Origin of the sequence: Flavisericum labens (assembly GCF_045446075.1) — a bacterium.
Taxonomy (GTDB): domain Bacteria; phylum Bacteroidota; class Bacteroidia; order Flavobacteriales; family Flavobacteriaceae; genus Flavisericum; species Flavisericum labens.
Window position 1 is genome coordinate 1 of record NZ_JBJJBQ010000021.1, and the last position, 13,817, is coordinate 13,817.

12 protein-coding genes are annotated in these 13,817 nt (G+C 37.1%); 1 reads left to right on the forward strand and 11 read right to left on the reverse strand.

Features of this window, described 5'->3' with window-relative positions; all coding sequences use genetic code 11:
* The 8 genes from ACIEHO_RS16225 to ACIEHO_RS16260 form a co-directional block, all read right to left on the reverse strand.
* The coding region (locus tag ACIEHO_RS16225) for a hypothetical protein (RefSeq protein ID WP_406973665.1) at positions 1–2,562 on the reverse strand (2,562 nt) is incomplete at its 3' end.
* Between the two features lie 247 nt (positions 2,563–2,809).
* Entirely contained in the window at positions 2,810–3,943 is a 1,134-nt protein-coding gene (locus ACIEHO_RS16230) for a type II secretion system F family protein (protein WP_406973667.1), read from the reverse strand.
* Positions 3,933–4,403, reverse strand: a complete 471-nt coding sequence (locus tag ACIEHO_RS16235; RefSeq protein ID WP_406973669.1) for a type II secretion system protein — start codon at positions 4,401–4,403, stop codon at positions 3,933–3,935. Before ACIEHO_RS16235 ends, ACIEHO_RS16230 begins: the two co-directional genes overlap by 11 nt.
* Positions 4,390–4,725: a hypothetical protein gene (locus ACIEHO_RS16240; RefSeq protein ID WP_406973671.1), complete on the reverse strand. Its 336-nt coding sequence runs from the start codon at positions 4,723–4,725 to the stop codon at positions 4,390–4,392. The genes ACIEHO_RS16235 and ACIEHO_RS16240 overlap by 14 nt, the downstream gene beginning before the upstream one ends.
* Entirely contained in the window at positions 4,713–5,990 is a 1,278-nt protein-coding gene (locus ACIEHO_RS16245; protein ID WP_406973673.1) for a hypothetical protein, read from the reverse strand. The genes ACIEHO_RS16240 and ACIEHO_RS16245 overlap by 13 nt, the downstream gene beginning before the upstream one ends.
* A complete protein-coding gene (locus tag ACIEHO_RS16250; RefSeq protein WP_406973675.1) occupies positions 5,987–6,451 on the reverse strand; it encodes a hypothetical protein in 465 nt (154 codons plus the stop codon). The genes ACIEHO_RS16245 and ACIEHO_RS16250 overlap by 4 nt, the downstream gene beginning before the upstream one ends.
* A 1-nt stretch (position 6,452) precedes the next feature.
* Positions 6,453–6,809: a hypothetical protein gene (locus tag ACIEHO_RS16255; RefSeq protein ID WP_406973677.1), complete on the reverse strand. Its 357-nt coding sequence runs from the start codon at positions 6,807–6,809 to the stop codon at positions 6,453–6,455.
* A 3-nt stretch (positions 6,810–6,812) separates the two neighbouring features.
* Entirely contained in the window at positions 6,813–7,541 is a 729-nt protein-coding gene (locus tag ACIEHO_RS16260) for a hypothetical protein (RefSeq protein ID WP_406973679.1), read from the reverse strand.
* A 440-nt stretch (positions 7,542–7,981) separates the two neighbouring features.
* On the opposite strand from ACIEHO_RS16260, the gene ACIEHO_RS16265 reads away from it, so the two are divergent.
* On the forward strand, positions 7,982–11,221 hold the full coding sequence (locus tag ACIEHO_RS16265) for a T9SS type B sorting domain-containing protein (RefSeq protein ID WP_406973681.1): 3,240 nt from the start codon (positions 7,982–7,984) through the stop codon (positions 11,219–11,221).
* Between the two features lie 10 nt (positions 11,222–11,231).
* Here ACIEHO_RS16265 and ACIEHO_RS16270 read toward each other — a convergent pair whose 3' ends face one another.
* The 3 genes from ACIEHO_RS16270 to ACIEHO_RS16280 all read right to left on the reverse strand — a co-directional run.
* Entirely contained in the window at positions 11,232–11,789 is a 558-nt protein-coding gene (locus ACIEHO_RS16270) for an REP-associated tyrosine transposase (RefSeq protein ID WP_406973683.1), read from the reverse strand.
* A 457-nt stretch (positions 11,790–12,246) separates the two neighbouring features.
* Positions 12,247–12,666 carry a hypothetical protein gene (locus tag ACIEHO_RS16275; RefSeq protein WP_406973685.1) on the reverse strand — a complete coding sequence of 140 codons (420 nt, stop codon included), beginning with the start codon at positions 12,664–12,666 and terminating at the stop codon, positions 12,247–12,249.
* A 2-nt stretch (positions 12,667–12,668) separates the two neighbouring features.
* A partial coding sequence (locus tag ACIEHO_RS16280; protein ID WP_406973687.1) for an RHS repeat-associated core domain-containing protein occupies positions 12,669–13,817 on the reverse strand: 1,149 nt, incomplete at its 5' end.

Below are 13,817 nucleotides of genomic sequence, written 5' to 3' on the forward strand. Positions count from 1 at the left end.
CTTGTTGTTTATGGGCACCGACACATCCTCAAACGGGTACTCGTACTCTGTCCGGATTACCTTTCCGTCGCTGTTGGCGGATTCTTGCGTTTTTACTTGTCCATATTGGGGATCATTATAGACAAGATTGTCCGTAGTAAGATCAACGTTACCCGATTCATTATAATACTCAATCTCTTTGTGGCTATATTCTACTGAGCTAGAAACATATTTCCTAAAGCCATAGTCAATTGTATTCACCCCCCAGTCCATTTCAAAATCATACCTGCTTCTCGTGTCATCAAAATAGTAGTTCGAATTGAAAGAAAAATATATATGGCGTCTTGTAGGCATATCCCAAGCTACATCGTGCAGACCCCACAAGTAAAAATAGGACTCCTTTTGCAAGGGGACATAGGTGTCGTCATTATTATTGAACAGTGTCTTTGACTTAAGCTTTCCAGCATCCATGTAAAAAGAGGTAGAAAACTCATTAAACGGAGTGAAAAATACGCTTGGATACCCAACACCCGTTCTCGAGAACTCTTCATATCCATTTTTTCCTGTAGCACTATATTTCGTGTGGTAAATATATTCCGTTCTTAGACTCTTATTGCTATTTTCATTAACATACTCATTTACCACATCGTAATAAATTATATTACCTCCAAAATCGCTGGAACCTAAAACATTATCTGAACAAAACTCCCTGTTCCTGTACTGCATGAAATCATAATACCAATAGCCAGAACAATTTGGGTAATCCCAGGCATTAACTATCTCGTTTTCTCTTACCCAATGACTAAGCGGTTTATAAAGTTCATTAATGTTGCCGACCCCATCCTCATTCTGTCCGTATTTAAAAGTTCTTACAATTTTATCATTGGGACCTATATTGGGATAGTTAGTAATTTTTCCAATTCTTAAACCCGGACCCTTTTTTATATCTATCCCGTCCCTGTAGTAGTTGTTCTCGTACTCAAATTCGGTTTTGCCTTTTGTAGGATAGGTAATGGACTTAAGCATGCCATAACGCATTGATTCCAAATCAGGGTCCCTATTTACTCCATTCTGTCCAATGGTTTCGACACATCCATAAACACATCCATATGGGGCTGTTCCATTTATGGCTATGTTTTGCAAAGGCAAAAGCTTGTCCCCCACATTAATATTATAATATCCCCACCAATCTTTAGAAGATTTATATCCAGTAAGATTGTCAATACTAGACGTGGGTGGTTTGTAGTAATCAAAACCATATATCTTTTCTACTTTCTCCAGATTGTTTATTATGCTAACAGTTTCGAAGCTTTTGAGATACCTTAATTGCCCATTATTACCTTCTATATTAAATTTGAATTTTTTGTTTACAAACCCTTCAAGAGTAATATCTTCAAGTATTTTTTTGTTATATGAAAATTCTTCATCATAAGTGTCTTTATAATTAAAATTCAAAATACCGTTTTTAAATTGAATGGAACTTAAAACAGGCACATCATATATTACATTATTATCATATGCGACAATCCCATTTAACGGGTCGTCCAACATAATATGGTCTAATAACTGCGGACCAAAAGTGTCTTCTGCTCCACAACTCCCTTCATAGAAATAAGGTATACTCACAGATGAATTATCAATTCTATCGTAAATTTTTAATTTTTTACCATAGTTACTGAGTGTATATGAAGACACTCCAGAATAAGTAAATGATATAGTATCCAATTTATCTGCTGACACTATACTTTCTAAATACCATCCCGTAGGATATTTGCTTATATCCGAGGGTAATGAACTTTCTGTAGGATATTCTAAATAATCCTGATCATTCTTGCTTCCGTAATTATAAGAGGTACCATCAACATCTGTTATCGTTATCTGCATATAAAATTTAGGATTGATATCAGCTTTGTTTAATTCTATTTTTATGGGATCAAAAGGCATGGTCATTACCGTTTTTATGCCATTTTCTTTTTTAAGAATAAATTTTCCACTTTTTCCAGAAGGTAATTGATATTTAAATACATCATATTCACTGTCAAAATAATTAAATTCCGGCATCCATACCTTAGAATAAGTTCCTTCCGAGCAGGACCGAATCAGTACATCCAAACTCGGACTATAGTTTATATCGGAAGCATTCCACCCCCAATAGGCAGACGTTTCGCTTGGAATTGACCCTGAAGGAATTTCGAAAGGTGTTAGCCGATTCCATTCATCAGGATAGCCATGAACCGTTCTAGTAATTATTCCTCCAGTATTTAATGCCCAACGAACTCCCAAAAAACCATTGGATTCATTTAATTTTCTTCCCGATGCATGAAAACTCATATCGATTGGCAGGGTTAATGATCCTGACTTTATGGTGTAGATTGGAATACGCATATCTGTAATTCCAGTATTGTAATCCACGGGGTAATCTCCATAAATTGTAAATGCAGTAGCATTTGGTGAAGGATTAGTATAATCCACAAAATTGGGGTAAAAGAAACTTTGAGCTTTTACAGAATAAATCATTCCTAATCCAATTAATATTTTCAAAAAACAAAGGATGTCGCGGTTCAATAGAATTTGTGTCCTCATAAATTCAAAAGATTTTAATTCAACTATAAAGTAGCCGCAAGCTACTCGCAACACTCCTGACTCCAAAATGGTATTCCCTTACAAATACAAAGGGCATCGTTTTTTTTCAACCACTAGTCACAAACCCAATAGATTCAGTAATTTTGAGAATAAGAACCAACAAACCTCATCAAAACAACCCCTTACAAAAACTAAGGAAAAACCCTAATTGAAATAAGGTTTTTGAGGGAATTAAAAAAGGATTAAACTACCCCATCACACTGCTGAGTTTAAACATAGGCAAGTACATAGCCACCAATATTACACCCACCAAAACCCCAACAATTAGAATAATAAAAGGCTCCATGATAGTGGACAGCATTTTGGACTGTTGCTGCACTTGAGTGTTGTACTGCATGTTGAGCCTATCGAAAATGAACTCGGTCTGGTTGGTCTCTTCGGCTACTTTGACCAGAGCTACCATTTTATCATCGAACAGTTTATGCTGGCTTAAACTTTGGCTAAGTGATTCCCCCTTGAGGATATGTTGTTCGACAATTTCCAAAGCGTGCTGCAGTGGATAAAAATCAATCATCTGTTTGACCAATTGGATACTATTGATTATAGGTACCTTTGAGGCTGTCAACAACGATACGGCCTGTGTAAATTGGGATAAATAAACCGCCTTCACAAAATTGCCTATAAACGGGAACTTTAAAACAACGCTATCCTTGAACTGTTTAAACTGTTTCTTTTTGTCCAACAATGACTTGGAAGCCACCATGGCGATTAAAACCAAGAGCAACAGCCAACCATAATCACCTACGAATTCTGAAAGGATGATGATAAATTCTGTGATGGCCGGCAGTTCCACTTGTTGTTGCTTAAAAATATCCTGGAACATGGGCACCACAAAACGCAACATAAAGGTTACCACTAGCACCGCTGTACTCAATATGATTACTGGATAGGTTAAGGCACTGACCAAATTTCGCCGCTGTTCATTCTTTCTGGCAAAAAAATGACCCAGTTGTCCCGTTACCTGGAACAGAGTTCCTGTTTCCTCACCTATTTTTAGGGAATAAAATTCGTAATCTGTAAATTGTTTATGGGCTTTTATGGCTTCCGACAGGCTCTGTCCGGAAATAACCGCATCATAAATGGTCTTTAATACAGCCTGGTTCTGTTTCTTTTTTTGCGACTTCTGAATGAGTTCCAAACCGTCCTTCAAGGTAATACCCGCTTTTAACAACACACTCAATTCTGCATAGAAATCTTCCTTTACTTTATTGGAAAACGCTTTATTAAATAGGGTTATCTCCTTTTTTAAAAACGAAGGATTTTCGGTTTTTGGGTTTAAAACCGATTTCTGTTTTGATATGTTATCCAAGTTAAATGCCATCCATAAAATGTGTTGCGTCGTTTTCCTTAAAAACAAAGAGTTTTTGACTCTGAAAGTCTTTTGATGTTTCCAATTTTAAGGCATCCAATTTCCCCGATGGAATGGGGGCTCCCAGAAAATACAGGGTTTTGCTTTTAATTGAAATTTGGAACGTATCCGTCGCCTTAACTATAAATTCTTTGTGGAAACTGTAAACAGTGGAATCTATTTCATTCGAAAACACCAATGTATCATCAAAGGGTTTGTATTCTATATTTGGATAGGTATTAAAATCCAGCCAAAGGGACTGCTCCAATCTGTTCAATTCCGTTTTTTTATTGAAATTATCTTGAATCCCTGCCATATGTTTTTGCACCAAGTCCAAAACAGAAAAGGCCATGCCCACTACGATGCTGGTCAATATCAACACCACCACTAACTCACTTAGGGTAAAGGCCTTTATTTTACTATCGGTTTTCATGTGTGGTTTTGGTGATTTGCTTGTCGGTTTTACGGTTTATGGATTCAAAAGAGATTTGATTTGAAACTGTACTTTCTTTGTATTCCACCGAAATCTCCCAATCATCCAAATCATCATAAAAAGGTATTGTCAATTTTTCGTTCCTGTACAAATAGTGTATTTCGTTCAAGTAAGCATCAAGGGCTCTGGTATTGTTCCTTATATTACTGGAAAATAAGTTGTTCAAAACCACACTGGAAATCATAAAAATGACCACCACCAAAACCGTGGCCACCAAGGTCTCCATTAAAGTGGAGGCTTTTATTTTTTTCAGTACAACCATTTTACGACCGACTTTTGCGCGTTTTCAAATGGCAATCCCACATATTGTTGTGGCAATGCATCTATTGAAATTGTAGCATTGTACAAATGGTTTTGGTACGATGACCCTGACTGGTTTGCCACAAAGCTGGATGTAAAAACACTACCATTTACCGTTCCCAACAATTCCAAATTCCGGTTGCAAAATACCTCTCCTATCACAGTAGCATTTTCTTCAATGAACACTTGCGCTTTGTAATTTTGTGTTTTGCCCAGATAGACCATCGTCCCCTTTATTTTTGTACCGCCTTCAACCGTCATGGTCGGCGTTTCTTTTTTACTGTTATTGGTCTGGATTTCCTGTACAGTTTCATCCTCGATTAACACCAAGGCTGAAGGGTATCTTAAATCACAATGCTTGCCAACCATAAGTTCTTTTGTGGCGAAGGCCTGAAATGTCCCTTTTGTATTATTTTTAATTTCAATAACGGGAGCCAACAAAATCACATCCTTCAACTTCGAGGAAGCATCCACTATTATTTTGGTTGTGGACTGCACCACGATATGACCTGTTAAGGATACTCCCCTTAAATGGATGGTTTCCTTGCTATAAACAAGCTTAACCGGACTCAAAAACGAATTTTGGTGGTTTTGGGTTTTACTGATATCCAAAAATTGCTCATGACTCACCTTTTCTAAAGGTTTTTGGATGTTTTGAATATGGATTCTAGTTTTTTTTAAAAGGTTTGGTAGTTCTGGACGGCTGGTTTTTGTTGCACCATAAATAAGCTGGTTACCATAATAGGAATGCCCTGAGATATTACCGGTACGCACCCCTTGTTTGGGCAAATGGGCCAACCCTTGAATTTTTGTATTTCCGACAACCACCAAAGGCTTATTTTGGTCTTCTACATATAGTGCCGTTCGGTTGGTCTCTTGCTGAGCCGAACCTACCAAAGCCACTTTTCTGAAACGGTTACTTTTAATCTGCGAACTGGATATTACTTTTTCAAATAGTCCCCAATAGTCTTGGTACACTTTCAGGGTTTTGTAGTCTTCATCGTTCAGGTCTACTATCAAAGTATCATTAAGGGCTATTTCATTTCGTAGTGCACAGGTGATGCCTTCGTTCGCCTTTTCAACGGTTTCCAATACAAAATCGGTTTGGATGTTAAATCGGTTGTGGGTATTCACTAAAATCACAAACGAGGCCAACATCAGGGCAATGACCACTACAATGAATAGGGCCAATTGCATCGCACCGCCTCTTAATTTCGAAAACCTCATACTTTAAGTATGGTTTTTCTTTTTCCTTTAAAAACAACTTGGACTTCTGTTTTGTTGGCTTTTCTTAAGGTGACCCCATCGATACTTTGACCCGTTTTTAAAATCTGCTGCTGCCCGTTTATCGAAACGATATACAAAGCTTCTTTTCCTCTTTGTTTTGAAATCATCCCGTGATACAAGATAGATGGCCAAACCAACTCCTTTTTAACCGGTGTTTTAGCCTCATTTGACTTGGGCTTCTTTTTGAAGTACAAATGCCCTAAAAACGGATCGCGTTCCATTGGGCGAATTGAAAACGTGTCCACGGTCATATCTGTCTTTGGCACAAAGGCAACTATGTTATTTTGTGGGCCTTCAATGGTTACATTCGGGCTGACTGCTCCAAAAATTCTATACCCAATGATGCCCCAAATGGCCAAAACGGCCGCCAACAATATATATGTTTTTGTTTTGCCATTCATTTTACTCAGCAATTGAAAAACTAACTGTTGTATACGGTGTGGCATAACCTGAGTTTTCAGCACGGATACGCCATTGGTAATTCCCTTCAACTAAATCCTGTGAATAGCTCTGTCTTGTAAGAAGGGTATCGGCCACGATTTGGGAAGCGTTTTCAAAAGACGGTTTTGCGACCTGTAAATGGTATTGTTCAGCGTCTGAAACAGGCGACCAGGAAAAAGCAACTTTTACTGTATCGACGGTACTATTATCGGTCGGTGCCAGGATATCAACCGATTGTTTTGAAATATCTTCGACTTCAATAATGTCATCACAAGCCACAAAAAAAAGAATAAACATTATTAAGAACACGCTCTTCATAACCTAAAATTTTATGGTTTCAATTGTTTTTTCAGCACGGTTTGCAGATCCGTATGTATTCTTTGGGCAACTGCCGTAATCCACCAAATCTACTATATCAAATTTATGTCGATTGTTTACCCTCCAACAACAATTGGACGTTCCGTAAGCGAAAACCACCCCATTGTTAAATGGAACCAACTGTTGCTTCCCTGTTTTATCGTACCATTTTAGACTATAGGTTTTCACTCCACTTTCTACCAAAAATACAGAATTTGCTCCCATTAGACTTTGCAATTCTTTTGGATTAAACGCCATAGAAACATCCGTTAAAACCTTAGCATTTTTATTATTGGCTAAATACGTCTTGACCGATTCGTTACCGTTACTGTTCAGTGCATTGATGATGGATACCTTGTCTGCAATTTGCAACTTTATATAATTGGGTTTTTGGGGAATGGAATCAATATAATTGACCTTAATTTTTGCCGATTGAACGGCATTTGCCTTTTCAAAGGCCTTGTACGACCTCTTACTGAACGGAACTAGATTTACCGAAACCTTTATGGGCTCTGAATAATTTGGAACCGCCGTTTGGTTGAATTCACTATCTAACAAAGAAGTGCTATTCACCCCCACACTCCCCAAACTAACTTGATGGCTAGTGGTTGTTGCCCCATATCCAATTGGAAGGGACTTACAATTAAAAAATGTAAACAATAAAAACAAGACTATAAATACCGTTTCTTTCATGACCGAATCGTATCAATCCATAAAATTACAAGTATTCAATATACCTAAAGTGAGGTTTATCCTTACTATTAATAAGGTTTTTTGAAGAAACGATAAAGTATCTATATATAAAAGTTTTTTTGTTTCCTCTTATCTGATCCTGTGTAGGCTACAAGGTAACGCAAATAACAGGCTATGACAGCTTAAAAACAATCAGGGATATCTAAAAACGCGTGTTTAAAAAATTAATTTAACCTCTGATTTTCAAACTCATTAACCCCTTAAAAGAAGCCTTTCATCAATATGCCATACTACCGTTTTTTTTAATATTTTACATTTTATCGAATTTTTAAATATTATCACAAAAATAAATTGAATTGTAGTATATTACTTTCCTGAATAGTTATTAATTGAGTATAGCTATAAGTGTTTTACGATGCTAATTTTAAGTACCTGTCAAAATGAATTTATTTAAACATTTACTCCTTTTTCCCATAATATTTGTTGGTGTCTTAGATATCAATGCCCAAAAAGAAACGAATATCTGGTATTTTGGAGAGTACGCAGGTTTAGATTTTAATAGTGGTATTCCTGTACCATTGTCTGATGGAAAATTAGATACCGGAGAGGGATGCGCCACAATCTGTGATAAAAATGGCAACCTTTTATTTTATACAGATGGTGTGACCGTTTGGAACAGAAACCATGAGGTCATGTTGAATGGAACGTGGTTGGGAGGGGACAGTAGCAGCACCCATTCAGCATTAATTGTTCCTAAACCAGAAAGTGACCACATCTATTACATATTTACAGCCGATAGCCAAGGTAGAGATAATGGGTTTCAGTATTCTGAAGTGGATATGCAACTTTCTGGCGGAATGGGCGGTATAACCTCAAATAAAAATATTGAACTATACAACCCCACAACGGAGAAAATAACAGCCGTAAAGGGCTGCAATGGTGACTGCTTTTGGGTAATAACCCATAAAATGAAGAGCAGTGAATTTCTAGCCTATAAGGTCACTTCCTCTGGCGTCGACAAAAATCCCGTAATTAGTGATTCCGGAACATTTATCACAACGGGGCTTGAAGCCATAGGCGCTATCAAAATCTCTCCAAATGGAAAAAAACTCGCCGTAGCAAACGAGTATTTGAATGTTGAAATTTTTGATTTTGATTCCGTAACCGGTAAAATCCAAAATCCAGTGGTATTATTAGATGCTGAAGACAGGTATTACGGCATTGAATTTTCTCCTAATAATAAATTACTTTACGTTGGACAAATAGAAGGCGGAATTACTCAATTCAATATTGAAGCTGGTAGTACAGCCGAAATTATAAATTCCAAAACTGAAATTATTGATGACCGAAGTGGCGATGGCTATGCGGCCCTTCAATTAGCAGTAGATGGAAAAATTTACGTTGCCAAATTCGGTAAATATATTGATGTAATTGATGCCCCCAACATCTTAGGAGCTGGGTGCAATTACTTATTTAACGAAATATATCTAACAACCGGAACAAGTCAAATGGGTTTACCGCCCTTTATTCAATCTTACTTTTTTATTGAGGACATTACTTTTGAAAACATCTGCCTTGGCGATAGAACCAAGTTCTCATTAAACGAAACGGTCGAATCGATTTTCTGGGATTTTGGAGACCCTGACTCTGGGACAAATAACACCTCAAAATTGTTAGAACCCACACACATCTTTACGGACCCAGGCACCTATGAAGTGACCACAACGGCAACTTTAGGGCTTGAAATCATAACAGAAACAACAACGGTGACCATTCAAGCGCCCCCTAACGTCAATTCCACTGTAAACCTTATTCAATGTGACGAAGATACCGATGGATTTAGCTTCTTTAATCTTAATGAGGTAATACCAAGAATAACTACAAATACAACCGAAAATACCATAAGCTTTTATGAAAACCAAGCTGATGCTGAAGTTAAAGACAACCCCATTTCAAATACTGTAGCTTATGAAAACCAAATGGCACATAGCGACATCATTTGGGCAAGGGTTGAAAACCCTTATGGCTGTTATAGCACAGTTCAGGTAAACTTAAAAGTTAATCCGACCCAGATTCCTAACACATTTTCAAGGGATTTTTATATTTGCGACGACAATAATGATGGCATTTCCACTTTCGATTTCAGTAGTGTCGATTCTGAAATACGGAACCTATTTCCGTCTGACCAACAAATCATCATTTCATATTATAAAAATGAAACCGAGGCATTGGCCGAAAACAACCCCATTGTTAACATTTCCAATTATACCAATAACAATTCCCCACACATACAACATATTTATGTTAGGGTTGATGGTGTATCCGAAAATGACTGTTTGGGTTTTGGTGACCATATTAATTTACATGTAGTGCCCCAACCTATTGCAAATGCGGTGACCTTAGAAGCTCAATGTGATAATGACGGAGATGGAATGTTTTCGTTTGATATTTCAGAGGTCCAAAGCACCGTAATTGGAAATCAATCTGTCGATAATACATCGGTAAGTTATTTTGACGAAAACAACAATCCTTTGCCCAGTCCCTTGCCCAATCCGTTTTTAACTGGGAGCCAAACCATTTCCATTCGGGTTACAAACCCCAATGTTAGTGATGGAAGTTGCTATGCAGAAACTTCCTTGGAGTTCGTGGTAAACGAACAACCCATTGCATATACCGTACCTGATCAAATATTATGTGATGACGATGCCATTAATGATGATGGAATTATGGGGTTTGATACTTCAGCAATTGAAAATACTCTATTGAATGGGCAAACTGGAATGGACGTCCGGTATTATGACAAATCGGGAGCTGAACTTCCAAGCCCCTTACCCAATCCTTTTGTAACAAATGCACAATCCATAATAGCAGAAGTCATCAACCCAAAAAACACAATTTGCACATCCAACACAGAAATTAAATTTATCGTCAATCCACTGCCAAAATTTACAATTGACACCCCTCAAATAGTATGCTCGTCTGACCCTACATTTACAGTTGTTTTAGACCCAAAGGAGAGTAATACTTCTGAAACATATGATTATGAATGGACTTTTGAAGATGGTTCAATTTTATCAAGCGACCCCAAATTGACGGTATCAATGCATGGCACCTATTCGGTTTCCTTGACTAAAACGGATGGTACGGGCTGCTCACGAACACGCAATATTTTTGTTGATGCCTCTGAATTGGCAACCATCACCCACGATGATATTACCGTTGTGGATAACTCAAACAACAACAGCATTTCCATTAACACAACCAACCTTGGCCAAGGCGATTACGAGTTTGCTTTGGATGACGAATTTGGCAACTATCAGGACGAACCCTTTTTTGATGGGGTAAGTACGGGTATCCATACCTTATATGTTCGGGATAAAAAAGGCTGTGGCACCAGTTTTATTGATGTTTCCGTTATTGGATTTCCCAAATTCTTTACCCCCAATAACGACGGGATAAACGACTTTTGGCAAGTTTACGGAGTAAACAGGCAATTCCAATCGCAAAGCGATATTTCTATTTTTGACCGTTATGGTAAATTGGTAAAACAGTTGGCACCTGCTTCAAAGGGTTGGGATGGCACCTATGTGGGCAACCCGTTACCTGTTGGGGATTATTGGTTTAGGGTGCTCCTGCAAGATGGCAGAACATTTTTGGGGCATTTTACCCTAAAGCGTTAATGGATTGTGTTTAACCCTGAAACCCAATTTCATCTATTTTTAGTATAGTGTGGTCTTCTTGAAAATTTTTGGCGCTTGAATATTTCCAGTCCACTGGATTTATAACAAAACCACTCTCAACAGGATTGTTGTGTATATAATCTACTTTTTGTTTGATTACCTTTTCGCTCCATAGCTCGATGGGTTTGTTGTGGTGTTGCCAAAACTGATATTTACTGTTTGTTGCGTTCTTTTTACAGGCACGTTCAAGCATCCACAACAGCCATTCCTTTCTACTTTCTTGTGGATTGTTTTGAATAGCTTCTGTAACCTTTTTGGCTGTGTGCCTCTTGAAATCTCTTAACAAACCTGAAGAATCGTCTTGATTTGAGCGAAAAATAAAGTGGCAGTGACTTGGCATAAAGCAGTAGGCATACAATTCCATGCCTTTTTCTGCCCTACAATAATCCACACTTTCTGCTAGTATATTAAAGTAAATCTGCCTCGTAAAAATGTCTATCCAATTAACGGTAGCAAAGGATACAAAATAAAGACCTGATTTATTATGGAATTTATAGTTTCGGCTCATGGCCTAAATATAGTTAAAACTTTATACGCTACCGCTAAGCTGTGCTTAGTGGCCATAAACCAACTGAAAAGCCCTTACAATTCTGTAAAAGCTTTTTAAAATTTTATTTCTTGATTTGCTTACTCTTACCGCCACTAGTTGAAAACTAGCGGTAGCGGGGGGGTTACATTTTTTACAATGCATGTATTAGCCTATTTTTATTAAAAAAACAGGCACAAATCTAATTCAAGCTAAAAAAACAATGATAAGGTTTTACCATACAATAAGTAAGGCATTATTCATCACCTAATCTGACCCACTAGGTTTTTAGGTTGCCCATTTAACGCCCTTTAACAGCTTAAAATACAAACAGGCACACCTAATTATGCCTGCTTTTTCTTTGAATTTAAAAACTAACCCGCTGTATTTCTAGGTTTTGAAATATTAAAATATTCTACCCACTAATTTGGGACATTACCTAATTTAGGACACTACCGACACTATCCCTATCAAATCCATTACCAAATTCGTTAAAAAAATAAATTAATATTAAAGGAGTGATGATAGAAAGAATCAAATAAATAGCAGAAATATATTTTATTCTTGATGGTATTAAAATGTATTTCTCTGAGATTATTTCATATCTCTTCTTCCAACCAAAGTAGTAAATATTAAAGAAAAAGATAATTACGCAAAGAATCAAAAAGAAACCACCGATTGAAATATAATCATTTAAACCTAAAAAATAACTGCTTACAATATATAAAACCATAAAATTAGATGCTTGACTAAAAGTAATCACAACAATAGGGACTACTTCAGGGTCACTATCATTCATTTTTGATTTATTATAATGGTATAAAAATATTAAATCATAAAATTTAATTAATTTTTTCATATTTAATACAGTTTTCTACTAATTGCTAAATTCATTTGTGTAGTATTCAATTCTATATTCCATTTATAACTTAATGCTCTTTTGATGTAAATATCCGAATAAATTCCGAAAGCCTTTCTGTTATATGCTTCAGAGTAATTAGTAAAAACTCGACCTGACTCCCAACCAACTGCCCAAGCAGCACCTGCCCAACCACCATATTCAATTCCAGTCAATACTCCTGCGGTAGCACCCCAAGTTTCTATAGCTGCACTTGTATAGTTTCTATTTACTAATTCAGTATAAGCAGTATAATACCCAGCAGCATTACCTAAATATGAAAGTCCCTTTGACGTTAATCTTAATACTTTCAGGGCATTCAAAGCCTCCTTTGTCCCAGTTTCGAAAATTTCACCTGGTATACTATTAAACGTCGATATTCCAGTACTAGGATTATAACTCCTCAGCCAAAAGTCATATTTCGTTAATTTAGGAACTTCATCTAAAGTGATGCCTGAAATATACCCCCCATAAGCTATACCAGCCGAGATATCTCCTAAGTTAAGAGATAACTTGTTATTATCACAAGTTTCAGGACATTTTTTACAATCATCACAATCATTTGTACTTCCATTTGTATTATTAGAATTAGAACCATTCCCTGTTTCACTAGAATCTGAATTACCGCCACTATTGCTATTACTTGCACCATTCTGTGATTGTAATTGCCTGAACAAATTTTGAGCATCAATACCAGTGTAAGTGGTTGAAAAAGCTCCGTCAACAACATCTGCTCCGCTGGGGTCTGCCCAATATACTGGATTATTGTCATAACCATTATATGTTGATTGCGAATGATGTGTTACAGGGTCAATAGTAGTCCATCTTGCTATAGCTGGGTCGTAAGAGCGCAAAGGCATCTCGTATAAGTTTAGCCCCAGTGCCTTTTCATACTCGGTATTATTATACTTCCATTTAAGAGCCGTGTTAGCAAACGAAGTAGGGATGTCATTGTACCCTTGATGCTTGAGCCCAAATGGATAGTAGTTGTTCTCCTCCAGTATCTCATCGTTATAGCTGGTACTGCCCGTCCCATCAACAAGGTTGTCCCCGTTAATGTCCATATAGCTGAGCCTTATGTTCCCCAAGTGGTCCCTGTACTGGTAGGCATA

Coding starts and splice junctions, on each gene's coding strand:
- ACIEHO_RS16270 (WP_406973683.1), bottom strand. CDS start 11,789: ATGAGCCGAAACTATAAATTCCATAATAAATCAGGTCTTTATTTTGTA.
- ACIEHO_RS16235 (WP_406973669.1), bottom strand. CDS start 4,403: ATGAAAACCGATAGTAAAATAAAGGCCTTTACCCTAAGTGAGTTAGTG.
- ACIEHO_RS16255 (WP_406973677.1), bottom strand. CDS start 6,809: ATGAAGAGCGTGTTCTTAATAATGTTTATTCTTTTTTTTGTGGCTTGT.
- ACIEHO_RS16265 (WP_406973681.1), top strand. CDS start 7,982: ATGAATTTATTTAAACATTTACTCCTTTTTCCCATAATATTTGTTGGT.
- ACIEHO_RS16260 (WP_406973679.1), bottom strand. CDS start 7,541: ATGAAAGAAACGGTATTTATAGTCTTGTTTTTATTGTTTACATTTTTT.
- ACIEHO_RS16230 (WP_406973667.1), bottom strand. CDS start 3,943: ATGGCATTTAACTTGGATAACATATCAAAACAGAAATCGGTTTTAAAC.
- ACIEHO_RS16240 (WP_406973671.1), bottom strand. CDS start 4,725: ATGGTTGTACTGAAAAAAATAAAAGCCTCCACTTTAATGGAGACCTTG.
- ACIEHO_RS16275 (WP_406973685.1), bottom strand. CDS start 12,666: ATGAAAAAATTAATTAAATTTTATGATTTAATATTTTTATACCATTAT.
- ACIEHO_RS16245 (WP_406973673.1), bottom strand. CDS start 5,990: ATGAGGTTTTCGAAATTAAGAGGCGGTGCGATGCAATTGGCCCTATTC.
- ACIEHO_RS16250 (WP_406973675.1), bottom strand. CDS start 6,451: ATGAATGGCAAAACAAAAACATATATATTGTTGGCGGCCGTTTTGGCC.